General features: G+C 69.7%; 28 protein-coding genes, 1 tRNA gene and 2 pseudogenes. 22 read left to right on the forward strand and 9 right to left on the reverse strand.

From position 1 onward, the window contains the following. The first annotated feature begins 6 nt into the window (after positions 1–6). Together IE178_RS13260 and IE178_RS13265 are read left to right on the forward strand one after the other, a co-directional pair. Entirely contained in the window at positions 7–234 is a 228-nt protein-coding gene (locus IE178_RS13260; RefSeq protein WP_438874370.1) for a hypothetical protein, read from the forward strand. 182 nt (positions 235–416) lie between these two features. Next, positions 417–1,163 carry a hypothetical protein gene (locus tag IE178_RS13265; RefSeq protein WP_193512397.1) on the forward strand — a complete coding sequence of 249 codons (747 nt, stop codon included), beginning with the start codon at positions 417–419 and terminating at the stop codon, positions 1,161–1,163. 177 nt (positions 1,164–1,340) lie between these two features. Here IE178_RS13265 and IE178_RS13270 read toward each other — a convergent pair whose 3' ends face one another. Together IE178_RS13270 and IE178_RS13275 are read right to left on the reverse strand one after the other, a co-directional pair. Further along, entirely contained in the window at positions 1,341–1,766 is a 426-nt protein-coding gene (locus IE178_RS13270) for a hypothetical protein (protein WP_193512398.1), read from the reverse strand. A 680-nt stretch (positions 1,767–2,446) separates the two neighbouring features. Then, positions 2,447–3,207 (reverse strand): annotated as a pseudogene (locus tag IE178_RS13275) (GntR family transcriptional regulator). 391 nt (positions 3,208–3,598) lie between these two features. On the opposite strand from IE178_RS13275, the gene IE178_RS13280 reads away from it, so the two are divergent. The 16 genes and pseudogenes from IE178_RS13280 (at position 3,599) to IE178_RS13355 (ending at position 12,285) form a co-directional block, all read left to right on the forward strand. Next, positions 3,599–3,901 (forward strand): hypothetical protein, encoded by a 303-nt coding sequence (locus IE178_RS13280; RefSeq protein WP_193512399.1) that lies wholly within the window; start codon positions 3,599–3,601, stop codon positions 3,899–3,901. Positions 3,902–4,073: 172 nt separating this feature from the next. Then, positions 4,074–4,367, forward strand: coding sequence for a hypothetical protein (locus tag IE178_RS13285; protein ID WP_318280018.1), 294 nt, complete (start codon positions 4,074–4,076; stop codon positions 4,365–4,367). After that, a pseudogene (locus IE178_RS13290) lies at positions 4,324–4,530 on the forward strand (winged helix-turn-helix domain-containing protein); the annotation flags it as partial. The gene IE178_RS13285 and the pseudogene IE178_RS13290, both read left to right, overlap by 44 nt. Positions 4,531–4,576: 46 nt before the next feature. Beyond that, positions 4,577–5,014: an ATP-binding protein gene (locus IE178_RS13295; RefSeq protein ID WP_193512400.1), complete on the forward strand. Its 438-nt coding sequence runs from the start codon at positions 4,577–4,579 to the stop codon at positions 5,012–5,014. A gap of 87 nt (positions 5,015–5,101) precedes the next feature. After that, positions 5,102–5,830 (forward strand): GntR family transcriptional regulator, encoded by a 729-nt coding sequence (locus tag IE178_RS13300; protein WP_193512401.1) that lies wholly within the window; start codon positions 5,102–5,104, stop codon positions 5,828–5,830. Between the two features lie 128 nt (positions 5,831–5,958). Further along, on the forward strand, positions 5,959–6,309 hold the full coding sequence (locus IE178_RS13305; protein ID WP_142194138.1) for an SCO3933 family regulatory protein: 351 nt from the start codon (positions 5,959–5,961) through the stop codon (positions 6,307–6,309). A gap of 5 nt (positions 6,310–6,314) precedes the next feature. Continuing rightward, complete coding sequence (locus IE178_RS13310) at positions 6,315–7,694, forward strand: FtsK/SpoIIIE domain-containing protein (RefSeq protein ID WP_193512402.1); 1,380 nt, start codon at positions 6,315–6,317, stop codon at positions 7,692–7,694. A 90-nt stretch (positions 7,695–7,784) separates the two neighbouring features. Next, positions 7,785–7,994, forward strand: a complete 210-nt coding sequence (locus IE178_RS13315; protein WP_193512403.1) for a hypothetical protein — start codon at positions 7,785–7,787, stop codon at positions 7,992–7,994. After that, positions 7,994–8,605 (forward strand): DUF2637 domain-containing protein, encoded by a 612-nt coding sequence (locus tag IE178_RS13320; RefSeq protein WP_193512404.1) that lies wholly within the window; start codon positions 7,994–7,996, stop codon positions 8,603–8,605. The genes IE178_RS13315 and IE178_RS13320 overlap by 1 nt, the downstream gene beginning before the upstream one ends. A gap of 20 nt (positions 8,606–8,625) precedes the next feature. After that, positions 8,626–8,826: a hypothetical protein gene (locus tag IE178_RS13325; protein WP_053216615.1), complete on the forward strand. Its 201-nt coding sequence runs from the start codon at positions 8,626–8,628 to the stop codon at positions 8,824–8,826. Further along, on the forward strand, positions 8,826–9,017 hold the full coding sequence (locus IE178_RS13330; RefSeq protein WP_193512405.1) for a mobile element transfer protein: 192 nt from the start codon (positions 8,826–8,828) through the stop codon (positions 9,015–9,017). Before IE178_RS13325 ends, IE178_RS13330 begins: the two co-directional genes overlap by 1 nt. A 9-nt stretch (positions 9,018–9,026) precedes the next feature. Next, on the forward strand, positions 9,027–9,221 hold the full coding sequence (locus IE178_RS13335) for a hypothetical protein (RefSeq protein ID WP_193512406.1): 195 nt from the start codon (positions 9,027–9,029) through the stop codon (positions 9,219–9,221). A 14-nt stretch (positions 9,222–9,235) separates the two neighbouring features. Then, entirely contained in the window at positions 9,236–9,475 is a 240-nt protein-coding gene (locus tag IE178_RS13340) for a SpdD protein (RefSeq protein WP_193512407.1), read from the forward strand. Positions 9,476–9,609: 134 nt separating this feature from the next. Beyond that, on the forward strand, positions 9,610–10,923 hold the full coding sequence (locus IE178_RS13345; protein WP_193512493.1) for a replication initiator: 1,314 nt from the start codon (positions 9,610–9,612) through the stop codon (positions 10,921–10,923). After that, a complete protein-coding gene (locus tag IE178_RS13350; RefSeq protein WP_193512408.1) occupies positions 10,916–11,128 on the forward strand; it encodes an excisionase family DNA-binding protein in 213 nt (70 codons plus the stop codon). The genes IE178_RS13345 and IE178_RS13350 overlap by 8 nt, the downstream gene beginning before the upstream one ends. Beyond that, a complete protein-coding gene (locus IE178_RS13355; protein WP_193512409.1) occupies positions 11,128–12,285 on the forward strand; it encodes a tyrosine-type recombinase/integrase in 1,158 nt (385 codons plus the stop codon). The genes IE178_RS13350 and IE178_RS13355 overlap by 1 nt, the downstream gene beginning before the upstream one ends. A gap of 45 nt (positions 12,286–12,330) precedes the next feature. Here the strand turns inward: IE178_RS13355 and IE178_RS13360 are convergent, their stop codons facing one another. After that, a complete protein-coding gene (locus tag IE178_RS13360) occupies positions 12,331–12,642 on the reverse strand; it encodes a hypothetical protein (RefSeq protein WP_193512410.1) in 312 nt (103 codons plus the stop codon). Positions 12,643–12,752: 110 nt separating this feature from the next. Next, a tRNA-Gly gene (locus IE178_RS13365) sits at positions 12,753–12,826 on the reverse strand. A 530-nt stretch (positions 12,827–13,356) separates the two neighbouring features. Between IE178_RS13365 and dcd the strand changes: the two genes are divergently transcribed. Beyond that, positions 13,357–13,932 carry a dCTP deaminase gene (gene dcd / locus IE178_RS13370; protein WP_184766198.1) on the forward strand — a complete coding sequence of 192 codons (576 nt, stop codon included), beginning with the start codon at positions 13,357–13,359 and terminating at the stop codon, positions 13,930–13,932. A gap of 5 nt (positions 13,933–13,937) precedes the next feature. Then, positions 13,938–14,426, forward strand: coding sequence for a phosphoribosyltransferase (locus tag IE178_RS13375; protein ID WP_184766197.1), 489 nt, complete (start codon positions 13,938–13,940; stop codon positions 14,424–14,426). A 74-nt stretch (positions 14,427–14,500) separates the two neighbouring features. Here the strand turns inward: IE178_RS13375 and IE178_RS13380 are convergent, their stop codons facing one another. Next, a complete protein-coding gene (locus tag IE178_RS13380; RefSeq protein ID WP_184766196.1) occupies positions 14,501–15,109 on the reverse strand; it encodes a TetR/AcrR family transcriptional regulator in 609 nt (202 codons plus the stop codon). A gap of 92 nt (positions 15,110–15,201) precedes the next feature. Between IE178_RS13380 and IE178_RS13385 the strand changes: the two genes are divergently transcribed. Next, the gene (locus IE178_RS13385) at positions 15,202–15,948 is read left to right on the forward strand and encodes an SDR family oxidoreductase (protein WP_184766195.1); all 747 of its coding nucleotides are present in this window, start codon (positions 15,202–15,204) and stop codon (positions 15,946–15,948) included. A 90-nt stretch (positions 15,949–16,038) separates the two neighbouring features. Here the strand turns inward: IE178_RS13385 and IE178_RS13390 are convergent, their stop codons facing one another. The 4 genes from IE178_RS13390 to IE178_RS13405 form a co-directional block, all read right to left on the reverse strand. Further along, the gene (locus tag IE178_RS13390) at positions 16,039–17,058 is read right to left on the reverse strand and encodes a Yip1 family protein (RefSeq protein ID WP_193512411.1); all 1,020 of its coding nucleotides are present in this window, start codon (positions 17,056–17,058) and stop codon (positions 16,039–16,041) included. Positions 17,059–17,108: 50 nt separating this feature from the next. Beyond that, positions 17,109–18,560, reverse strand: a complete 1,452-nt coding sequence (locus IE178_RS13395) for an FG-GAP-like repeat-containing protein (protein WP_193512412.1) — start codon at positions 18,558–18,560, stop codon at positions 17,109–17,111. A gap of 417 nt (positions 18,561–18,977) precedes the next feature. Further along, positions 18,978–20,432, reverse strand: coding sequence for an FG-GAP-like repeat-containing protein (locus IE178_RS13400; protein WP_193512413.1), 1,455 nt, complete (start codon positions 20,430–20,432; stop codon positions 18,978–18,980). 293 nt (positions 20,433–20,725) lie between these two features. Next, positions 20,726–23,008, reverse strand: coding sequence for a (Fe-S)-binding protein (locus IE178_RS13405; protein WP_193512414.1), 2,283 nt, complete (start codon positions 23,006–23,008; stop codon positions 20,726–20,728). A 250-nt stretch (positions 23,009–23,258) separates the two neighbouring features. Here IE178_RS13405 and IE178_RS13410 point away from each other — a divergent pair, with 250 nt between their 5' ends. Further along, positions 23,259–24,296 (forward strand): MraY family glycosyltransferase, encoded by a 1,038-nt coding sequence (locus IE178_RS13410; RefSeq protein WP_193512415.1) that lies wholly within the window; start codon positions 23,259–23,261, stop codon positions 24,294–24,296. Positions 24,297–24,327 lie beyond the last annotated feature (31 nt).

Genomic DNA, 24,327 nt, shown 5'->3' on the forward strand with positions numbered 1-24,327 from the left:
TCAGGCGTGGCTACCGGGCCGGTCGGACCACGCCGGGCGGTGCCTCACCGGCGGCACGCGATCGAAGCGGAGGAGTTGTCGCCGGACTGCCAGGCGTTGATGACCGCCGCGGTCGAGGCGGGAGACGACCGGCTCGGCGCCCTGCGGGCGGCGGTGGTGCTCGGCGGGCGGCGGTGGTGCTCGGCTGGGACACTGCGTCCGCCCCCCACGTCGAGGGAGCCGGGGCACGGCTGAAGCGGCTGGTGGAACGAGGCCTACCGCTCGGAGCGGGAACGGCGCGACACCTTCCCCGGCCGGCCGCACACCTACCTACAATCACCACCGCGGACACACCGCGCTGAAAGGGCAACCACCCGCCAGCCGCGTCCCCGACCTCACGGGTCAGTACGGCTGGCCGGTCTGCTTGGATGCCAGAGATGACGACGAGTTCTTCCGTTCCCCGCGCAGACGGTGCCGATACCGACCGCCTGAAGGCCCTGCTGGAACAGGCCGCCACGGACCGGGACGGTCAGGCCTGGAGCGACCTCTGGACGGAGCTCTACCACAACGGCTCCCTGGATGTCGCCCATCCGCTGCTGTTCCACACGCTGGCCGACCTGGCGGAGGCCGACAAAGCCGGCACGGCAGCTTCGGCCCTCCACCTGGCCGGCGCCCTTCTCGTCCAGGCCGACCAGCGGCACGAGACCCGAAACCTGCGGCACCAGTACGCGCCGGAAGCCGCACGCCTACTGGGCGCCGCAAACCGGTGGCGGCAGGTCACCGCCGACCGGAACGACTACTGCCATCTGGTGGAGGCCATCCTGAACCTGGAGGGCGACATCCACTGGGCGGAAAGCTTGGTCCGGGGCGTCGTCAGCGAGGAATACGAGCTCGAGTGCCCCGATCCGGAAGGGTGCGCGTCGCTGTGGGTGATCCTCGGAGAGCGGGGCTACTTCTGCGCGGCGGAGGACTACGCCCTCTCCGACGACGTCGAGACCTTCCCTCTCCATCCGGCCGACCCTCGCGCACTGGAAGGCCTCGGCCGACGCCTCTACGACCTTGCCCTGTCCGACGGCCACGAGGAAGTCGCACGCGCCCTGACTTACGCCTTCGGTGAGGCGACCTGCCCGGAGTGCGAGCGGCGCTTCTCCGTCGTGGAGCAGGTCGCCGCCTGTTCCACCTGACAACCGCGTCGAGGTGGCGGGGTCTGAACCCACGACCTCGTCGTCCCGAAGCAACTTGAGTGGGGTGCCGCCTTGAGCTGATCTGGCTCTCACCTGTGCTGTTGGTCCGCAGACGTTCGCGGTTGTTCGCCGGTGTCCGGGGGCGTTGTCACGCAGTTAGACACTCACGGATGCCGCTCAGGCCAGGTCCGGCCTTGCCCCGTGGCGTTCGTAAAGCCGTCGTACCTGCTTGATCCAGAACCTGTCCTTCTCATCCTTCGACGCACTCATGGGCAGGAGTTGAAGCTCCTTTGCGAGTTGGTAGAAGCCGGGGCCAGCATCGTTGGCGGTCAGGTAGTTGACGAGAGCCGACAGCATCAGCGGGGGATCAGAGGGTGCGATCTGCTGGTCTCGTTCCACGATCAGACCGAGCAGATGTCCCATAGCTGCTCGCTCGTCGGCACGCTCAAAGTCGAAGAGCCGACAACCAGTTCGCCTGGCCAAAGTGACGTTGAGCTCGGTGTACGAAGTGAGCTTGCCCAACTTCGCCCGCTCAACGAGGAACTCGCGCCCTGAATCCACCAGGCAGTCCCACTCGCTGTCCTCGCGACCATATGCAGACATCCCGCCCCCTGTGTGTCGTACCGGTCCGTGCGAACGTACCCTGCCGGCCGAATGCTCACAATCACTCGATGGGCCTACCGAGCCTGCTGCTGAGACTCGGGGTGTCGCAGGCGATTGGGACGGACGTGTAGAGAAACATCCCATCTTGCCGGACAGCTATCCCCGGGGGAAACCCGATCGGGTGGGAGGCCCTGACCTGGGGTTTCGCTACTGGTGACTGCGGGAGGTCTGTCACTGACGGTCGCCGTCGAGTGGCCTCGGCGAACCTCGGACGGCCCAGAGACGGCCCAGCGTTAATCATCGCGGACGACCGGTTGACCGACGACGGACACCTTGGGTGCGGCTGGCCTGAACCTCAGCTGACGACAGCCAGCCACGACGGCGGGCATGCCGACCGGCCAGCCACGCGTGTGCCTCGCTGTACCCCCACCGGCCCCAGCCACGCTGCCGGCGCCGTCGACCAGAGCTAGCCGCGCCGGCCGGACCCGTGAAAACGAACATAGCTGATCGCCCAGCGAAGCCCTCAGCTTGGGAAGCTGCGGTCATTTGCGGCTGATTTGGCTGCTGAACTGCATGAACGGCCTGGGGGCCGCCTCGTCGGCCTCGGTGGCTTTCACCGTGGTTCCCCGCTGTTTCCCGCTCGGTCTGGTGCGCTTGTGGTGCGGGGAACGCGCGGACGGCTATCGAGAGATCGGAATCTCGTAGACGATCTCGCAGCGGGCGGCAGGAACCACGATGTCCGCCGTTTCCACGGGGCGGCCGTCGTCGCTGTAGTACGTCCCGTCCGCCGGATGTGCGTGACGAAAGCGCCCTTCTGGACGCCCAGGAGTGACGCCTCCTCGGCGGTCGCCTGCCGGGGCTCGGGCTGTTCCGTCGCCCGGCTGACCGTGATGCCGATCTCGGCCATGCGTCGCACCACGCCCATCCCCGCGAACGGTCCGCCCTCCGGCAGAACCGCGAGTGTCCCGGACGTGATGCTGTACGGCTCCCAACTCGTCGACAGCAGAACGGGTTTGCCGTCTGCCAGGTACTCGTACGACGTGCGCACGCAGTAGTCCGCCTCGGGGATGTCGAGACGCGCCGCGATGTCCGCCGGCGCCGACACCATCGCTTCGCTGCGGCTCTCCCACGTGCCCTTCTTGCCGAGCGCGGCCATCTCGGCGCGGAACAGCGAGCCGTCGGTGTGCTCGTGCTGCCGCGAGCGGACCATGCGCACCCGCTCTTGCGGCTCCGCGACGTAGGTTCCCGAGCCTGCGCGGCCCTCCAGGACACCCTGAGAGATCAGCATCTCCTGCGCGCGACGAACGACGGCTTCGCCCACTCCGCACTCTTGTGCCAGTTGCGCGCGGGACGGCAACCGGTCTCCCGCTACCCACTCCTGATCGGCGATGCGCTGTCGTAGCACGTCAACGATGTGAAGGTACGGCGGCTGCTCAGACATATGGAAAATCTAGACCACTACCTCTAATCTAGATAACTAGCTCGCTCTTAGCTAACTAGATCTTGAGGGGGGAAGGTGCAGCCGAAAGAGCGTCTGGTGTTACCCCCTGATGGTCGCGTCGACAGGATGACCGCACGTCTCGCAGTCCTGGGCATCGTGTCCACCGTGACGCGTGGCAAGGGTTGCGGTCGTGTGGAGGCGCACGTACCTCACGCCCTATCTCCTGAGCAGTGGCAAGAGCTCCTCGCAGCACTCGCGATGGCCGACGCGTTCGGACTCGTCGACAGCAGCGAGGACGGTCTCAGTGTCTGGGCCGGAGTCAACGACAAAACCCCCGCAGCGGTACCCGCCGCCCGGGGGCACGGCCATCAGCCCTGAGGAGCTGATCAGCATGTTCAACGGTATCCGTCGTGCCGTCCTGCTCGCCAGAGAGCGGCACTTCCCCAAGGGCAGGCACCGCCGCCCTTCGACGTATCCCCGTCCGATGACCGTCTTCGCGCGTCCTGAACCCACAGGCCGTTCCGCGGCCGACCGGGAGCGGTACCCGAACCGTGCGGGTCTGCTCGTGGGTGAAGACGTCGCGCTCGTCCGCCCGTACGTACTGGCCTGGGAACGACGCGCACGGCACCGCTCGGTCATCGTGGTGCCGCGTCTGTCGGCTGAGGCATGGTCGGCGCTCGTAGGGGGCCGCTGATGTCCTCCCGCCAACAGCCCTCCACCACCCAACCCGGGCCAGACTCCTACCGGTCGACCTTCTGCCGCATCGGCACGCACCACGCCTGTGCGGAGTCGTCCCCGGTCACCGCTCCGGTCGATGTGCCGGTGATCTATGAGGCCTGTGCCTGCTCGTGCCACACCATCGCCAAGTGCCCGGCACCAACGGAGGCGGCACGATGAGGGGAACGGAACTCGGCGGCGCGGTGCTCTCCCCTGTCGAGATCACTTCCAGCGTGCAGCGCGGTGACGTCATCGAGATCGGAGGCCAGCAGTGCCGGGTGACCGACCTCTTCCAACTGCGCGGCGGAGCGAAACGACTCGTGTTCGACTCGGGCGAGTTGCTGTCCATCCACACGGGGACCCGGCTCATTGCCCTGCGGCTCGTGCGAGCGAGAGGCGGTGAAACCACCCGTGCCCTCGCGACGCGACGCTATCGCCGATGACCTCCGGGAACGGATCGCCACCGGCCGGCTCAAGCCCGGTGACCGCCTCCCTTCTGAGGCGCATTTGGCCGCGCAGTACATGGTGAGCACGCCGACGCTACGAAACGCCCTCGCCGTGCTCCAGGCGGAAAGCCTGGTCGAAAAGGTTCACGGCAAGGGCAACGCGGCGCTGCCTCGACTGCGACGGCAGTGGCAAGGAGTGAGCGCGGATGACCTACCGGTTCAACCGCTTCCCCAGCGAGGAATCACCGTGGCTCGGGGCAATGACCCTGCATCCGGTTCCGGAGTCCGTCCCTCGGGCTCGACGCTGGTTCCGGAAGTTCATCGCCCCGTACAACCCGGCCTGCTCGGTCGACGACTGTGCGCTGATGATTTCCGAGCTGGTCACCAACGCCATCCTGTATGGACGGGCGGACGAGGAGTGGCGTGTACGCGTGGAGTGGTTCCGGGAGGAAACCTCGCTCCGCGTAGAGGTGCACAACCCCGGCTTTCCGGCGAACGTGCGTATGCGCCGGTCGGACGCGAATGACGCGCATGGGCGCGGGCTGCTGCTGGTCGACGCCATGGCCGAGTCGTGGCACTCCGGACCCAGTCGCTTCGGTGGGACGGTGGTCTCCTTCGTGATGGCTGATGCCTGGCCCGCATGAGCGGCAACCCCACCCTGGTGCATCTGTGGATGCGCAACGCTAGTCTGGTTGACCAGTTGACTTAGCCAATCGCGACGGGCGGCGTTCATGGGATATGAGGTGGAGGCCCCCAAGTACGTGCGCCTCGCGCAGACCCTGCAAGGTCGCATCGAGGACGGAACGTACCCGCCCGGTACCCGCGTCCCCAGCGAGAACCAACTTGTCCAGGCGTTCGGAATGTCCCGGCCCACGGTCGTGCGGGCCCTGGAGCTCCTGAAGCGTGACGGCTGGCTGGAGTCCCGGCAGGGGTACGGCACCATCGTGCGCGGTCGCCCTGCGGGCGCCGAGGAGAGAGAACGGCGCGGCCGTGACGTGCTCACGCGTGATGAGTCGCAGACGGCCGGGCGGCTCGTACAGGTCGCCGAAGTATCGGTACCGGCCCGAGTGGCCTCGGTCCTCGGGCTGCCGAAGCGTGCCAAGGCTCTCATGCGCCGCTTCCTGGTCGAGGAGGACGGGGAGGCCGTCGAACTGGTCTCCTCCTACTTCCCTGCCGGCCTGGTCGACGGCACCGATCTGGCGAGTGCCGAGGTGCTGGAGTCCGGTACGCGCACGCACCTGGAGACGCGCAAGAAGGTCCGCTTCGACCACGTGACGGAGCGCGTCTCCGCTCGCCTGCCTGACGCGACCGAACGTGAGCTGCTGGACCTGCCGGACGGCGTACCGGTCCTGAGTGTCCTCGTCATCGCCTGTGACGCCTCCGGGCAGGCACTGCAAGTCTCTGACGTGCTCCTGCCTGCCGACCGGCAGGAACTGGAAGACACCTACCGTCTGAACTGACCCCGGAAGCGGGCCCGTTCACCTCGAATGCCACTTGACAAGTCAACCTGGCATCCCTAGCTTCGAACTTGCTAAGTCAACTTGTCAGGTGACAGGTTGCGACTCTCAAGAAGCTCAAGGAGACATCTGTGCGTGTGATCCGTATCGACGCCTCATCCGCCACCGTCCTCCTCACCGAAGCGCCGGCGCCGAAGGTGCGCGACCGGAAGACCGGGGAGATCGCCAAGGACGCCGTGAGCGGTGAGGCCCTGATGACGGTCGGCGTCGTCTACATCGACGAGGGCGAATCGTCGCTGATCCAGGTCACCATCCCGGAGAGCGGAGTCACGGACGGTCTGACCGTCGGTGCGCCCGTCTCCCTGCCCGGCCTGGTGGCTCGTCCGTGGGAAAGCGTCTTCAACGGCCAGCAGCGGCACGGCATCGCCTACCGTGCCACCGCCGTCACCCCCGGCGCCTTCCCGATGGCGCAGGCGGGCTGACCGGCATGACCGACTGGATGACGGTGGCGGAGGTGGGCGGGTCGCTCGCCGCGATAGGCGGCGCGGCCTACGCCCGGCACGCCCACCCTGCCGCTTACTGGTCCGCCGTCGGGCTCCCGGCCTCGGTGGTCCGGCTGCTGGCCTCGTACTCCTCGACCATGGACGCCTGCGGCCTGACCGTCGAACCGCCTCGCTGGCGGGCCGTGGCGGTCAAGGCCACCACCCGCCGGGAGATCCGGCCGGTCCCGCCCCGCCGTGGTCTCATCCGGCTCACCGCGACCGGCCTGCGGATGCGGCTTCGGCTGGCTCCCGGGCAGGAACCTGCCGACATCGCCGCCTCGGCGGAGCGGCTGCGGCACGCCTGGGGCGTCCACGCCGTGTACGTACGTGACGTGAAGCCCGGGGTCGTCGAACTGCGGCTCGTCGGTTTCGACGTGCTGCGCGACGTACGGATGCCCCGGCGTGCTCGGGGCGGGCTGCTGCGGGTGCCGGTGGCGCTGCGGGAGGACGCGACCGCGTTCGTCCGGGACTACCGCGCCTTACCGCATGAACTCGTCCTCGGCGCCACGCTGTCCGGCAAGTCCATGTACCTGCGCAACCTCATCGCCGGACTGGCGACTCAGCCCGTGGTCCTGGTCGGCATCGACTGCAAGCGCGGTGTCGAACTGTCGCCCTTCGCCGACCGGTTCTCCGCTCTCGCCGTCGACCAGCAGCAGGCCGCTGACCTACTGCCCGTCCTCGTGGCCGAGATGGAGGACCGCTACGACCTGATCAAGGCCCGGCAGGGCATCGCCCCCAGCACCCCCGACGAACTGATCACCTCGGACATCTGGGGACTGCCCGACGAGGACCGGCCACCGCCCATCGTGCTGTTCATCGACGAGGTGGCGGAACTCTTCCTCGTCGCGAGTAGGAAGGACGAGGACCGGCGCGACGAGATGGTCACCCAGCTCATCCGCCTCGCCCAGCTCGGCCGCGCCGCCGGCATCCACCTGGAGGTCTGCGGACAGCGCTTCGGCGCCGAACTCGGCAAGGGCGCCACCATGCTCCGCGCCCAGCTCACCGGCCGCGTCTGCCACCGCGTCAACGACGAAGCCTCCGCCAAGATGGCGCTCGGCGACATCGCCCCGGAAGCCGCCTGGGCCGCCTGTTCCATCCCCTCTGAGCGGCCCGGCCTGGCCGTCGCCGGTGACACCTCGGGCGGCTGGTCCCGCATCCGCACCCCGAATCTCTCCCTCACCCACGCCGCCGCCGCCACCTGCCGCGCTGCGGCCGACTTCGCCCCCGAGGTACCGGCGCTCTCACCTTTCCGTCCGCACGCCCCGACGGGGGCGCCCGTAGCGACGTCCGGACCGATGGCTTCTCCTCAGCCGGTCACCGAGTAGCCGCACCTCTTCTAACGGCCGGCCCGGCCGTTCCGCGCCAAGTCCCTACCCCTGCCATGCCTGAAAGTGACCGAAAGGACGGCAACGCAGATGTCCGACCGCCCTACCCTCGACGAGATCTCGGCCCTCCTCACCGACCTCAAGACCGCCTGCACCATCGGCGGTAACTCCGCCGAGCTGGCTGACCGCAAAGCGGGGATGCTGGAGCGCGTCGCCGACGCCATGCCCGGTGACCAGGAAGCGGCCGACGTCGCCCGTACCGCTCGCGTGGCTGCCCACAGGGCCCGGGGCGGTGAGTGATGCGCATGGGCCGCGTCCGGGTTGATCCGGTGCTGGTTCAAGCGGTCATCGCCGCCGCGCTCTCCTTCGCCCACCTGCACGACCTGGCCTCGGCCGCGGGACAGCAGGGGTGGAAGGCGTGGGCCTATCCGGTCTCCGTCGACCTGCTGTTGGTGGCGGCCTGGCGACGGCTCCGTTCCGGCGGACCGAAGCCGGTCGCCTGGTGCTGGTTCCTCGTCGCGCTGACGGCATCCCTGGGAGCCAACGTCGCCACCGCGGGACTGCTCGATCTGAGTGCCGTACCCGACTGGCTGCGCATCCTCGTCGCCGGATGGCCGGCCGTTGCCTTCCTCGGCGGCACTCTCCTCGCCCACGGGGCGCAGACAGATGCCACCGCAGAGAGCGACGAGTCGGCCCCCGGCCCGGCCGCTGAAGCCGAACCTACGGCTCAGCGAGCGGAATCGGTGCCTTCACCTACCGCTCCTGTCCCGCCCGCCCTCGTCGCCCTGGCCCGGAAGGTCGCCGACGAACACCGGGCCCGGACAGGGGCCGCCATCGACACCTCGACCCTTCGCGCCCGGCTCGGCGTCCCGATGCCGCTCGCCGAAGCCATCGCCGCACACCTCACCTGATCTACGGAGGACCTCCGACCGTGCGACCGTCCACGCTCCGCGCGCTCAACCGCGCCGCCGAGCTGACCCGTCAGAACCGCCTCACCGAAGCAATGCTCATCGCCGAACCCGTGATCCTCACCGCCGACGAGTACGAGGGCGAAGAGATCCGGCGCTGGCTCCTCGACCACGTCACCGACTTCACCGGCGAGCACCACGAGGACCCGAAGGAGCTGCCCTGATGCCCCGCACCCCGCGCTTCCGCCGCGTCGTCCGCGTCGGCCCCGTCCAGGTCGCCACCTACTACGACGACCGGGGCCGCGAGAAGCACACCGCCGCCTGCACGGCCCCGGGCTGCGGCTTCGCCGCCGACTACGACAGCCGCGCCGCCGCCGAACTCGCCGCCCGTACCCACCGCTGCCGCGTCCGCTGAGGGAGCCCCGTGACCGTCTCGCTGCCGCTCGTCCTGGTCCTGGGCCTCATCGCCTGGGGCGCGGTCCGCTTCCTCGGCGTCCGCGTCTGGATCGTCGTCGTGATCGCGCTCTTCGGCTTCCTGCTCTCCCGGACCGTCCTCGCCCCGCTCATCGACTCCGGGACCCGCTCCGGGGTCGACGTCATCAACGGCACCCACGACTGACAAGGAGATCCGCCGTGTTCCGTCCCAAGCTGCCCGACGTCCCGACCCCGACCGCCCTCGACGGTCACCACGCCCACAACCCGGTGCCCTCCGCCGGCCGCACCCTCGCCCCGTACGTCGGCCCGGTCGCCGCCGTGGTCGTCGTCGGCGTCGTCCTCACCGCGCTCCTGGCGGCGGTCGCCGTCACGGCCGTCTCGGTGGCCGTCGCCGCCGTCGTCCTGCGCTCCCTCGTCACCAGCGCGACCAAGCGCTGACCGGCCACCGGGGCGGCAACAAGCCGCCAAGCATCCCGCCGCCCCGGGGCCGTCCCTCCCAACCGTCGTAACAGCCGAAAGGAACCCCCATCATCACCCGGCAGACTCCGCCCCCGCTGGCGGAACTCTCCAAGCTGGCCTCACTCGGCAACCTCCCCCAGCTCGCCCACCAACTCTCCGGACTGGGCGGCTGCACCCACCCGATCCGCCTCGACGGCCACCGCACCGAGTACGCCGTCGACACCCGAACCGGCGAGATCGGCAACCGACTCCACCACCTCGACTCCTCCAGCCTCCCGGCCGGTCACCTCCTGGTCCGCTGCAACAACCGCCGCACGACCCGGTGCGCGGCCTGCGCCGAGGTGTACCGCCGCGACACCTTCCACCTGATCACCTCCGGACTGCGCGGCGGCAAGGGAGTCCCCGAACGCGTCGCTACCCACCCGCGCGTCTTCGCCACCTTCACCGCCCCCGGCTTCGGCCCGGTCCACAACCGCCCCACCGGCCCGGCACGGACCGTTCGCCGCTGCCGCTGCGGCGCGCTTCACGACCAGGACGACCCCGCCCTCGGCACCCCGCTCGACCCGGACACCTACGACTACGAAGCGGCCGTGCTCTGGAACGCGCACGCCGGTCCGCTGTGGCGGCGCTTCTCGATCTACCTGCGACGGGAGGTCGCCAAGCGCGCCGGGCTTACGCAACGGGCCTTCCGCGAGTACGCCCGGGTGTCCTTCGCCAAGGTCGCCGAGTACCAGAAGCGCGGAGCCGTCCACTTCCACGCCGTCATCCGCATCGACGGCCCGGAAGGCGGCGACACCCGGCCCCCGGCCTGGGCCACCGCCGCACTGCTGACCGACGCCATCCGGGCCGCCGCCACCGCCGCCCGCGTGGACGGCCCCGTGATCGACGGCCGGGCGCACACCTTCGCCTTCGGCCGTCAGCTCGACGTACGCACCATCCGCTCCGCCGACTTCGACGGCGGCCAGGAGCTGACCGAGCGGGCCGTCGCCGCGTACATCGCCAAGTACGCCACCAAGGGCGCCGAAACCGCGACCGGTGCCCTCGACCGCCCGCTGAAGTTCCTCGCCGAACTCGCCCAGCTCGACATCACCGAACACGTACGACGCCTCATCCGTACCGCCTGGACCCTCGGCGCGCGCAAGGACCTCGAACACCTCCGCCTGCGCGCCTGGGCCCACATGCTTGGCTTCCGCGGCCACTTCTCCACCAAGTCCCGCCGCTACTCCACCACCCTCGGCGCCCTCCGCGACGCCCGCACCGAATGGCGCCGCGCACAAGCCCTGGAAGCGGACGGGACGGCCTCGGGCACGACCCTCGTCCTCGCGCACTGGGTCTACGCCGGAACCGGCCTCACCGACGCCGAAACCTGGCTCGCCGAAACCCTCGAACCCGCTCCCGGAACGGAAGGAGAACCCACCCGTGGCTGAGCGCTATCTCTCCGTCGACCAAGTCGCCGAACTGCTCGGCACCACGGTCCGCTTCCCTCGACGGCTGATCGAGGAGCGACGCATCCGCTACGTCAAGGTCGGTCGGCACGTACGCATCCCGGAGAGCGCCCTTGCCGACTTCATCTCGTCTCACACGGTCGAGCCGATCAGGCGGCCCCGTGCTCGATACGGGAGGGCTGCCTGATGGCCAACAGCAGGGGCAGGCGCCGCCGCTTCGGAGCGATCAGACGGCTGCCTTCCGGTCGGTACCAGGCGCGTTACCCGGGCCCGGACGGTGTGATGCGTCCGGCTCCCTTCACCTTCGAGACGACGGCCGACGCGGATGACTGGCTCGCCGAGAAGCAGACGGAGATCCGCCGGGGCGAGTGGAGGGACCCGGAGGCCGGCGCGGTGGGTTTCCGGGCCTACGCCGACAAGTGGGTGGAGGAACGCGAGTTGGCTCCGCTGACCCGGGATCTCTACCGCTACCTCCTCGACAAGCACCTGACCGCCTTCGCGGACCTCGACCTCGACGAGATCACCGCACCCCGCGTACGCGAGTGGCGTGCCGAACGGCTCCGGACCACGAACGCCAAGACGATGACGGCAAAGGCGTACCGCCTCCTGAAAGCCATCATGGAGACGGCCGTCGACGACGAGCTGATCCAGCGCAACCCGTGCCGGATCAAGGGCGCCGGTAAGGAGAAGGCGACTGAGCGGCGCATCGCCACTGTTGCCCAGGTCGATGCCCTCGCCAATGCGGTGGGGATGCGGTGGCGGCTGATGGTGTACCTCGGTGCCTACGGCCCGATGCGGCCGGAGGAACTGGCCGGCCTCCGCCGCCGGGACGTCGACGTCGACAACCTGCGCGTCCGGATCCGCCTCGCCGAGCCGGAGCGGATGAATGGGCGGCGCGTCCAGGGCGACACCAAGTCGGAGGCCGGGACCCGGACTGTGATTCTTCCCGCGTTCCTCCGCCGGGAGCTCCGTTGGCATCTGGAGAGCTACGCAGAGCCGGGCCCCGATGGGCTGATCTTCGTCGGGGAGAAGGGGGCTCCGTTCCGGCGCAGCACCTTCGGGCGGAAGTGGCGGCGGGCGCGGGAGGTCGTAGGGATGCCGGAGGGCTTCCGGTTCTACGATCTCCGGCACACTGGGCACACGCTGTCCACGCGGTCCGGTGCCACGCTCAAAGACACCATGGTCCGTGCCGGGCAGTCCTCGGAGAAGGCGGCGTTGATCTACCAGCACTCCGACGACGAGCGACAGCAGGAAGTCGCTGCGGGACTCGACGCGACTGTCCGCAAGGCACGTCAGGCTGCACGGGAAGCTGCTGCCGTGCCAGATACGTCAGAAGAGCGCTGACTCGCCAAGGACAAGGTTTCGGACGCCTGGGGGACAACACGGTAGTCAGATGCTGGCGAATGCGGACAGCAGAGTGTCGGTTCGGAGCTGGAGCTCAGGCGTCTCGATGCCGGTGACGCTGACGGACATCACCTCGCTGCCGACAGAGCGGGCGAGGCCGACTTCCAGGGTGGCGCTCGTGCCGGCGAGCGGATACGAGTACCAGCCGTCGGACTTCTCGTCGTCGGTGTCCCAGACACCGTTTTCGATGGTGTCCCAGTCGGTGTCATCGAATGCATAGTCGACGTAGCGGGACAGCAGCTCCAGGAAGGCGCGCAGGTTGCGATCCATGATCCATCCGGCGATCTGCTTGCTCATGTCCTCCCCCAGCGATCCAGACGATCAGTGTTCTGGCACGAATCTGGCACGCGGCGAGTGATCACAGCGGACAGCAAAACGGCCCAGGTCTTTGACCTGGGCCTTCTTCGTGGAGCGGGTGACGAGAATCGAACTCGCGCTCTCAGCTTGGGAAGCTGATGTTCTACCATTAAACTACACCCGCGTAAGATCCAGACCCCCTCACCCGAGTGGTGTCCGGACGCCCGCTTACTTTACCCCATGCCAGGCCCCCGGTGTTCAAGCCCGGGGGCCTGACTGTGTTTCAGGGGATGGATGCGGCTGCGGGGGGCAGAAGTTGGGGCGTACGGTGGAGGGGTCGGGCGGGGTTCGGATCGGTACCGGGGTGCCGCCTGGAGGGGTGTCTCTTTGATCCCGTAATGTGCCGTTCGTCGTCAGGGCAGTTAGCCAGACGCGGCTCTTGGGGAAGGGACTCTTGGACTTGATGGAGCGCACCGTCGTCCGCTGTGCCGATGGGCACGTGTTCACCGCCGCCTCGTTTCCGATGCAGCAGGCCGAGCGACTCGGCCCCGGCCGGCTTGTGCGGTGTCCGCGCTGTGCGCGGCTTCGCAGTGTCGTGCCGGTGACCCTCCAGAAGCGGTAGCGAGGGGCACGGGAGAGCGGCAGAGACAGAGGGCGTGGGCGCGCGGGGCGGCCGGTTGTGGGCGTTCCGCGCGCCTTGCGTATTCTCGGGGCGTGCTTCTCTCAGACAAGGACATCCGGGCCGAGATCGACGCCGGGCGGGTGCGGATCGATCCCTACGACGCATCCATGGTGCAGCCGTCCAGCATCGACGTACGTCTCGACCGCTTCTTCCGGGTGTTCGAGAATCACCGCTATCCCCACATCGACCCCTCCGTCGAGCAGGCGGATCTGACCCGGCTCGTGGAGCCGGAGGGGGACGAGCCGTTCATTCTGCATCCGGGTGAGTTCGTGCTGGCCAGTACGTACGAGGTCATCACGCTGCCCGATGATCTCGCCTCGCGGCTGGAGGGGAAGAGCTCGCTGGGGCGGCTCGGGCTGGTCACCCACTCCACCGCCGGGTTCATCGATCCCGGGTTCTCCGGGCACGTGACCCTGGAGCTCAGCAATCTCGCGACGCTGCCGATCAAGCTGTGGCCCGGGATGAAGATCGGCCAGCTGTGCATGTTCCGGCTCAGCTCGCCGGCCGAGCACCCGTACGGCAGTGAGCGGTACGGGTCGCGGTACCAGGGGCAGCGTGGGCCGACCGCCTCCCGCTCCTTCTTGAACTTCCACCGGACGCGGGTGTGAGCGGCATGCGGGAGAACCTGACTTACGAGCAGTTCGGGGTGGCCGTGCGCGAGCTCGCGCAGGCCGTCGCCGACGACGGGTACGAGCCCGACGTGGTGCTGAGCATCGCGCGCGGCGGTGTCTTCGTCGCCGGTGGACTCGCCTACGCCCTCGACTGCAAGAACATCCACCTGGTGAACGTCGAGTTCTACACCGGCGTGGGGACCACCCTCGAGATGCCGGTCATGCTGGCGCCCGTGCCCAACGTCATCGACTTCACCGACAAGAAGGTGCTGATCGCGGACGACGTCGCCGACACCGGCAAGACGCTGAAGCTCGTCCGCGACTTCTGCCTCGACGCCGTCGCCGAGGTGCGCAGCGCCGTCGTCTACGAGAAGACGCAGTCGCTGGTGAAGTGCGAGTACGTGTGGAAGCGGACCGACGAGTGGATCAATTTCCCGTGGTCCGTCCAAGCGCCGGTGGTCAGGCGGTCCGGGCAGGTGCTCGACTCCTAGAACCAGGCGCAGTGACCTTGAGCGTCGAGGGCGTTCCTGGTTCCGCGTCCGTACGCTCCCGCGCGGGCAGGGTGTCAGGCGGGTGGCCAGTTGCGCAGCGCCGCGTCGGCCACCTGCTGGAGTTCGGGGCGGGTGGCGCCGCCCGCGGCCTGGACGGCGATGCCGTTGGCCACGGTCATGAGGTACCGGGCGAGCAGTTCCGGGTCCGTGTCCGGGGGCAGATCGCCCTCGTCGACCGCCCGCTGGAACCGGTCGCGGAGGCGGGCGCGGCCGTCGTCGCGCCAGGCGGTCAGGGTGTCCTGCGCCACCCGTCCGGAGTCGCCGGCGGCCAGTGAGCCCTGCACGCCCAGGCATCCGGCGGGGCAGCCGGGGCGGGTCGTCGCCCGGACCGAGCCGGTGAGGAACGCCGTGGCCACCTCCCGGGCGCTCGGCAGCTCCATCGCGCGGTCCGCGTAGGAGGCGGGGCCTTCGGTGTAGCGGTCCAGGGCCTTGCGGAACAGTTCCTCCTTGTTGCCGAAGGCCGCGTACATGCTCTTGCGGGTGATGCCCATGGCGCCGGTCAGGTCGGTCAGGCTGGCGCCTTCGTAGCCCTGTTCCCAGAAGACCCTCATGGCCCGCTCCAGGGCCTCGTCGGCGTCGAAGCCTCTGGGCCGGCCGAGCGGCGCTTTCCGGGTGATCTCCACAGCCCCATCCTACCTCCTCGATACCGATCGGTGCAGAAGTGCTACGGTTCTATTCTGCACCGATCGGTATCTAAGTTTTGGGAGCTCAGGCTATGGGACAGCTGGAAGGCAAGACCGCCGTCGTCACCGGCGGCGGCACCGGGATCGGCCTGGCCACCGCCGCGCGGCTGGTGTCCGAGGGGGCCCACGTGTTCATCACCGGCCGGCGCGAGGACGTGCTCGACCGGGCCGTCGAGTCGATCGGCTCCGCGGTCACCGCGGTGCCGGGCGACATAGCGGAGCCGGCCGATCTTGACCGGCTGTACGACGCGGTCCGTGACCGGGGGCGGGGCCTGGACGTGGTGTTCGCCAACGCGGCCTCGGCCACGTTCGCGCCCCTGGCGCAGGCCACCGGGGAACAGTTCGACCAGATCTTCGGCGTCAACGTCCGGGGCACGCTGCTCACCGTGCAGAAGGCGCTGCCGCTGCTCAACGACGGTGCCTCGGTGATCCTGAACGCCTCCGTCCGCGCCGACGACGGCTGGGAGGACTACGGCCTGTACGCGGCCTCGAAGGCCGCGGTCCGGTCCCTCGCGCGGACCTGGGCCAACGAGCTGAAGGGCAGGGGCGTCCGGGTCAACGCGGTCTCGCCGGGCGCGATCGACACCCCCGGGATCGACACCGCCGTCGGAGAGGAGAACGCGGCGGCCGTCAAGGCGGATCTCGCGACGGGAGTGCCGGTCGGCCGGATCGGACGCCCGGAGGAGGTCGCCGCCGCCGTGGCCTTCCTCGCCTCCGCGGACAGCAGCTTCATGCTCGGCACCACCCTGTACGTCGACGGCGGCGAGAAGCAGTTCTGAGAAGAGGGACGGGACAGGAAGAACGAGGCGAACACGGAGAAGGGGGCTCCCGGTCGGACCGGGAGCCCCCTTCCGCTGACGGCCGAGAGGTCAGAACGTGCCCAGCTTCACGATCGACAGCAGGGCGATCAGCTGGATCGCGGACGCGCCCAGGGCCTTCGGCCAGGGGAGGTCGTGCGAGCGGCTGACCATGAGGGTGAGCAGGGCGCCGGCCGCCACCCAGGTGGCCCAGCCGAGGACCTGGACGAAGGCGGCGTCGCCGCCGGCGAACATGGCGAAGATCAGGCGGGGGGCGTCCGTGATGGACATGATCAGCATGGAGAGGCCGACCGTGGGCTGCCAGGCGCCGTCGCCGCCGAGCTGGCGGGCCAGGGTGTGGGTGACCACGCCGAGGACGAACGCGCTGAGCACCATCGCGACGGCGGTCGTCAGGACGATCGGGACGGCGTTCGCCAGGGTGGCGTTGATCGCGTCCGCGCGGGCGCCGTCGAAGCCGAAGACGGCGAGCAGGCCGTAGAGGAAGCCGACGATGAGGGCGGGGCCCCACATCGTGTAGTCGCGCATCCGCAGGAACGTCTGGGCCGGGGACAGGACGATGCCCTTGAGCAGGTCCTTCCAGCGCAGGCGGGGGCCGACCGGTCCGGGGGCCGGGGCCGAGCCGGCACGGTAGGTGTCGCCCTGCTGGTAGGGGTCCTCGCCGATGGAGAAGGCCTGGGTGTGGCCCGGGTTGTTGGCCGCGTACGGGTCGTGCGGGCCCTGGGGGCCGCCGTGGGCCCCGGGCGGGTACGCGCCGTCACCGAAGTACTCGGGTTCGCCGTGACCGCCGTGACCGCCGTGGCCGCCGGTCGCGTGCGGCCACGGGCCGCCGCCACCGCCGCCGTACGACGGCTGCTGCGGGTACGGCTGCGGCGGCTGCGGGTAGCCGTACGACGGCCCCGGCGGCGTCTGCTGTCCGTGCGGGGGGTGTTGCGGTCGCGCGTGAGGAGCGCCGTTGTTGTTCCGGCCGCGTCCGATCCTGAATCCAGCCACGCCTTCGAACGTACCTGGTCCCGCGAGGTGACGTGCCGGGCCCCGGCTTTCGGGCCCGGCTTTGCGGCCGAGCTGTGACATCCCCTAAGGGACAGTCAGCTCCTCGTCCTTCCTGGCTGCCGTGCCGTCGATCACTGCAGCATCGAGAAGCCCAGGCGCGGGGAGCCGGACGTGGAGACGCCGGAGGAGGCCGGGCCGTAGAGGACCGCGCCGGTCGTCGTCACGCCGCTGGACGCGCCCCGCAGGTTCCACAGGGCGCCGTCGGCGTCGTTCTCCCCGTCGGCGCCGATGGAGAGGTCCGCCCTGTTGTCGCCGGTGAGGTCGGAGAGGCGGACGGCCGAGCCGAAGTGGTCGTTGGCCTCGGCGGCGCCGGGGACGCCGGCCGTGTCCTGGGTGAAGGACTGGACGCCGGTGGTGGTCAGGCCGGTGGCCGAGCCGCGCAGGACGGTGACGCTGCCGGTCAGGGTGACGGTGCCGACGGCCTCGTAGTTGGCGGAGACGGCCAGGTCGTCGTAGCCGTCGCCGTTGATGTCGCCGGTGGCGAGGGCGTGGCCGAACCAGTCGTCGTCCTCGGAGGCGCCGGGGACGCCCTCGGTGTCCTGGTCGATGGTCCGCTGGGGCGTGCCGCGCACGCCGGAGGCGCTGCCGAGGTAGGTGCTGATCGAGCCGCCGTCGCCCGGGCGGGCGGTGTCGGGGGCCGCGCCGGTGACGACGTCGTCGTAGCCGTCGCCGTTGAGGTCGCCCACGGTGGCCGTGCGCCAGGCGCCGCTCTTCAGGACGGTCTGGAGGGTGAGGCCGGAGCCGGAGCCCAGGTAGATCAGCTGGCCGTCGTCGTAGGTGAAGTCGTCGGGGTGGTGGGTGCCGGTGATCACGAGGTCGTCGGTGCCGTCGCCGTTGACGTCGCCGGCGGCGAGGGACTGGGCTCCGTAGAGGTTGATGGACCCGGTCTGCAGGTCGGTGACGAGTTCCTGGCGGGAGGCGGGTCCGGAGGCCTTGGTGAAGCCGCCGGCGTGGATCCAGACGTCCTTGCCGGAGCTGCCGACGGCGAGGTCGGCGCGGCCGTCCCCGGTGAAGTCGCCGACGGCGAGGGAGGAGCCGAATCCGTCGTGGGCGGAGACGGCCGGGTCGGGGATGTTCAGGCCGCCGGAGAGGCCGTTCGCGCCGCCCCAGACGATCGCCACGTAGCCGCCGTCGGCGTCGGAGCCGACGTCCTCGCGGTCCGCTCCGATCACGAGGTCGGCGTAGCCGTCGTTGTTGAGGTCGCCGGAGGCGGTGGTCCGGCCGAACTCGTCCTGCTCCTCCGCGCTGTCGGGGACGCCCGCGCTGTTCTGGGTGATCACGGTGCGGTCGGTGGCGGTGATGCCGTTCGCCGAGCCGTAGTGGACGACGACGGCGCCGGCGTAGTCCTTGCCGTCGACGGTGGCCATGGGGGCGGCGGTGACGAGGTCGCGGTAGCCGTCTCCGTTGAAGTCGTCGGCGTGCCGGGCGGCGGCGGCGGAGGCGGGGGTGAGGAGAAGTATGGGGGTCAGGCCCGTCGTCAGGAGGGTGACGGCCAGGGCGGTGGCGGTGGTGCGTGTGCGCATGCGCTCTCCTGTGTGGTCAGCCGGTTGTGCCGGTTGTACCGGTTGTGCCGGGTCAGTCCGTTCGGCCGGTCCGGTCGATGAGGTGGGCGCCGAACGCGCCATGGGTGCGGGACCGGCCGAGGCTGCCCGGCCCGAAGCGGCGGGGGATCGGCCGTCGCGCCGGCCGTCGCGCCGGCCGTCGCGCCGGCCGTCGTGCCGCGCGGCGACCGGAGGCCGCCGTCCCCGGGGTCTCGCCCGGTGCGTCCTGCCGTGCGTGGGACGCCCGTTCACCCGGAGGTTCGGTTGTTGTCGATCATGGTCTGCGTCGGAGTGTAGAGGCCTCGCGTGCGTGGTGTGTGGGATTTTCGTGCGCCGCGGGCCGGGGCCGTCCCTGGTGGACGGTCCCGGCCCGCGGGTCGTTCAAGAGGCCTGGGCGGCTCAGCCGTTGATGTGGAAGCCGAAGATCGGGTAGCCCGCCGACGAGATGCCGGCGGCGGTCAGGCCGATGCCGCGGCCGGTGGTGTCGATCTTCGTGCCGTCGGAGTTGAAGGTGACGGCGTAGCCGTCGGAGTTGTTCTCCGCCGGCGAGCCGACGGTCAGGTCGGCCTTCCCGTCGCCGGTGACGTCGGAGAGGAAGACCTCGCCGCCGAAGCCGTCGTTCGCCTCGTTGCCGCCGGGGACGCCCGGGGTGTCCTGGTGCAGTGCCTGGGTGCCGGTCTCGGAGAGGCCGCCGCTCCAGCCGTAGATCACGGAGACCATGCCCGCGTCCTCGAACCCGTCCAGGTCCTCGCCCGGCGCGCCGATCACGAGGTCGTCGTGGCCGTCGCCGTTGATGTCGCCGAGGGAGACCTCGTAGCCGAAGCCGTCACCGGTCTCGTTGCTGCCGGGCACGCCGGCGGTGTTCTGGCTGATGGTCTCGGCGGCGCCGTCGGGGCCGTACGACGTGCCGTAGACGATCTCCACGGCGCCGCCCTTGGCGGTGCCGGCGCTGTTCGTGCCGGCGTCCCACTGGTTGCCGATGACGATGTCGCCGTAGCCGTCGCCGTCCACGTCGCCGATGTCGGAGATGACCCCGGCGGGGAGCTTCTGGGCGCCCGAGGTGGTGATGCCGGAGGAGGAGCCGGGCAGCCAGTAGTTGGCGTTGTACGAGTACTCGCCGTCGCTGTCGCCCTCGTAGCCGTCCACGACCAGGTCGGTGCGGCCGTCGGTGTCGATGTCGCCCGGGGTGAGGTTGAAGATGTCGATGCCCTTCACCGCCAGGATGGGCGTGGTGACGGTGTAACGGCCGCCGGTGGAGCCGGACTTGGTGAAGCCGCCGCGGTAGATGTCGACCTTGTTGACGTCCGAGGCGATCGCCAGGTCGTCTCGGCCGTCGCCGTTGTAGTCGCCGGCCGCGACGACCTGGCCGAACCAGTCGTGGCTGGAGCGGGAGGGGTCGGAGACGGTGGTGCCGCCGGACAGGCCGGCGGAGCCTCCCCACAGGATGACCACGGTGCCGCCGTTGGCGTCGTCGCCCGCGTCCTCACCCGGGGCGCCCACGGCCAGGTCGGTGTAGCCGTCGCCGTTGTAGTCGCCGGGCGCGGTGTGGGAGCCGAACTGGTCGTCGGTCTCGGCGGCGCCGGGGACGCCCGTGCTGTTCTGGGTGAGGGTCTGGGTTCTCGCCGCGCCGGCGCCGTTCGGGGAGCCGTAGAGGATCGTGACGGCGCCGGCCTTGGCCTTGCCGCCGACGGAGGCCAGGGGCGCGGTGACGGCGATGTCCCGGTAGCCGTCGCCGTTGAAGTCGCCCTCGGTGCCGGGGGCGGCGGCCGCGGGTCCGGCCATGGCGACGAGCAGCCCGCCGGTGAGTGCGGCCGCGGTGGCGGTCGCCAGAGCTGTGCGGAGGTTCTTGCGCAAGTGGGTCTCCTGGCGTGTACGGGACGGCCGCCGGGAACGGTCGTCCACGGGTCTGGGGCGATGTCTCACCCGTGTTCGCCCTGAGTTGTCCTGGGGTTCACGGGTGATCGCCGATCAAGAGACCTGCGACAGGGCCGGAGGGTTGTACGTGAACATGGCGGAGAAACACGACGACGGGAGCCTGACGAAGGGGCCGTGGCGACGGGAGCCTGACGAAGGGGCCGTGGCGACGGGAGCATGACGAAGGGCCGCCCGAGTCGAGTGGGCGGCCCCTTCGTCCTCGTGTCGTGGCGTTACTTCACGGGCTCCGGCTCCGGAGCGCTCTCGCTCTCCTCGTCGCCCGTCGGGTCGGCCGGGGTCTTGACGGACTGCAGCAGCAGCTGGGCCACGTCGACGACCTGGATGGACTCCTTGGCCTTGCCGTCGTTCTTCTTGCCGTTGACCGAGTCGGTCAGCATGACCAGGCAGAAGGGGCAGGCGGTGGAGACGATGTCCGGGTTCAGGGACAGGGCCTCGTCGACGCGCTCGTTGTTGATGCGCTTGCCGATCCGCTCCTCCATCCACATCCGGGCGCCGCCGGCGCCGCAGCAGAAGCCGCGCTCCTTGTGGCGGTGCATCTCCTCGTTGCGCAGGCCCGGGACCTTGCCGATGATCTCGCGCGGGGGCGTGTAGATCTTGTTGTGGCGGCCCAGGTAGCACGGGTCGTGGTAGGTGATGAGGCCCTCGACCGGGGTGACCGGGATCAGCTTGCCCTCGTCCACCAGGTGCTGGAGCAGCTGGGTGTGGTGGATGACCTCGTAGTCGCCGCCGAGCTGCGGGTACTCGTTGCCGAGGGTGTTGAGGCAGTGCGGGCAGGTGGCGACGATCTTCTTCGCCGACTTGGGCTTCTTCGACTCCTCCGTCACCTTGCCGTCGTCGTCCATCTCCTCGCCGAAGGCGGCGTTGAGGGACATGACGTTCTCCATGCCGAGCTCCTGGAACAGCGGCTCGTTGCCCAGCCGCCGTGCCGAGTCACCCGTGCACTTCTCGTCGCCGCCCATGATCGCGAACTTGACGCCCGCGATGTGCAGCAGCTCGGCGAAGGCCTTGGTCGTCTTCTTGGCGCGGTCCTCCAGCGCACCCGCGCAGCCCACCCAGTACAGGTACTCGACCTCGGACAGGTCCTCGATGTCCTTGCCGACGACCGGGACCTCGAAGTCGACCTCCTTGGTCCACTCCAGGCGCTGCTTCTTGGCCAGACCCCAGGGGTTGCCCTTCTTCTCCAGGTTCTTGAGCATCGTGCCCGCCTCGGAGGGGAAGGCGCTCTCGATCATGACCTGGTAGCGGCGCATGTCGACGATGTGGTCGACGTGCTCGATGTCGACGGGGCACTGCTCGACGCAGGCGCCGCAGGTGGTGCAGGACCACAGGACGTCCGGGTCGATGACGCCGTTCTCCTCGGCGGTGCCGATCAGCGGGCGCTCGGCCTCGGCGAGGGCGGCGGCGGGCACGCCGGCCAGCTGCTCCTCGGAGGCCTTCTCCTCGCCCTCCACGGTCTTGCCGCCGCCGGCCAGCAGGTAGGGGGCCTTGGCGTGGGCGTGGTCGCGGAGCGACATGATCAGCAGCTTGGGGGAGAGCGGCTTGCCGGTGTTCCAGGCGGGGCACTGCGACTGGCAGCGTCCGCACTCGGTGCAGGTGGAGAAGTCGAGCAGGCCCTTCCAGGAGAAGTGCTCGACCTGGGAGACGCCGAAGACGTCGTCGTCACCGGGGTCGGTGAAGTCGATCGGCTTGCCGCCGCTCGTCATCGGCAGCAGCGCGCCCAGCGAGGTGTCGCCGTTCGCCTTGCGCTTGAACCAGATGTTCGGGAAGCCCAGGAAGCGGTGCCAGGCGATGCCCATGTCGGTCTTGAGGGCGACCGTGATCATCCAGATGAAGGAGGTCGCGATCTTCAGGCCCGCGAAGAAGTAGGTGAGGTTCTGGAGCGTGGAGACGTCCATGCCCTCCAGCCACGACACCACCGGGTAGGAGATGAAGAACGACGCCTCGTAGCCGTCCACATGGTGCTGCGCGCCCTCGAGCGCGTGCAGCATGAAGATGCAGACGCCGACGACGAGGATGACGGTCTCGACGAAGTAGGCCTGGCCGGTGTTGGAGCCCGCGAAGCGGGACTTGCGGCCCGGCTTGTCCGGCCGGGACAGCTGCCGGATGGCGATCAGCGTGAGGATGCCGACGATCGTCATGGTGCCGATGAACTCGACGAAGACGTTGTACGGCGCCCAGTTGCCGATGACCGGCAGCACCCAGTCGGCCCGGAACAGCTGGCCGATGGCGTTGACGATGGTCAGGAGCAGTGTGTAGAAGCCGATCGCCACGAACCAGTGCGCGATGCCGACGACGCCCCAGCGGTTCATCCTGGTGTGGCCGAGGAACTCCCTGGCCACGGTGATGGTGCGCAGCACGGGGTCGTTGGTCCGCGACCCGGCCGGCAGTGGCTGGCCGAGCGTCATGAAGCGGAAGATCTGCACGATGGCACGGCCGAACAGGGCGACGCCGACTGCCATGAGGACCATCGACACGATGATCGCGGCGAGTTGCATTTCGGGGCTCCTCGGGCCTGCGAGGGGATACGTCGGGGCTCCACTACGGCTTCCCCGAGATTACTAAGCGGTAACTTATGCAGTCCGTTCGAGACTACCCCCATCTTCGGCCGCACTGTAGCCGGGCACGGGGTGATCTGAATCGCTGAGGGTTGCCTACTCCGGCAATCAGGGGGGAGTCCCGGATGGCGTCCGGGATTCGATCGTGTTATTCACGCTAAATCGCTCCATATGCACCTAACTTATATCCGTGCTCTATGGGATCGTCGCCGCCGCCATCGCCCTGCTGCTGTCCGCCTTCCTCACGGGGCTGCTGCGGGTCCCCGCCCTGCGCCTGGAAATCGTGGACCGCAGGCGGCGATGGCCGGTGCCGCTGTCCGGGGGAATGGCCGTCGCGCTCACCACCGGGCTGGTCGCGGGCGTCGGCGACCGGGTGGGGGCCGCCCCGCTCGGCACCGGCGTCGGGTCGCTGCTGGCCGCCGGGGCCGGTGTCGGAGTCATCGGGCTCGCCGCCGATCTGTGGCGGCTGCGGTGGTGGGTCCCGCTCGCCGGTACGACCGTGGCGGCGGCGTTCGTCGTGCCGTACGGGGAGACCGGGGTGCCGGGCGGGGTGCTCGCCGTGGGGTGGATCGCGGCCGTCACCGTCGCCTTCCGGGGGCTCGACCACGCCGACGGGCTGGCCGGCACCGTGGGGGCGGTGACCGCCTTCGGGGTGGCGGCCTGCGCGGCGGTCGAGTTGATGGACGGGATCGCGGTACTGCTGAGCGTCCTGGCCGCCGCGCTCACCGGGTTCCTCCTGCACAACTGGCATCCCGCGCGGGCGGCCCTCGGGGCGGGCGGCTCGCTCTTCGTGGGGTTCGTCATCGCCTCGGCGGCGGTGTTCGCGCGGGCAGGGCAGGGAATGGGGGTCGGCGCCGGGGTGTTGTTCGCCCTGACCGCCGTGGCGTGTGCCGACGCCGTGCTGGTGGTCCTCGGGCGGCGGCTGGCCCGCTGGCCCGTGACGCGCGGGCGGCCGGACCATCTCGGGCACCGGCTGCGGCGGCTCGGGCTCGCCCCCCGCGCGGTGACCGTGCTGCTCGGCGCCGGAGCGCTGGGCGGGGTACTGGTGGGTGTGTGGGCGCACACCGGACGGATGTCCGGGGGTGCGGTGCTGTGGGTGGCGGCGGTGGCCGCGGTGGTCGTCCTGGTGCTCGTACGCCTTCCCGTCACCCCCGTTTTTCGTCCTCGCCAACGATCTTCCGATGCATCGCCGCAGGTCACGACCCAGTTGCGTGTTAGGAACGGATAAGAGTTGAGTCTGCTCGACTCAGCTCTGTTGA

This window comes from Streptomyces griseoloalbus (assembly GCA_014650015.1).
Lineage (GTDB): Bacteria > Actinomycetota > Actinomycetes > Streptomycetales > Streptomycetaceae > Streptomyces > Streptomyces griseoloalbus.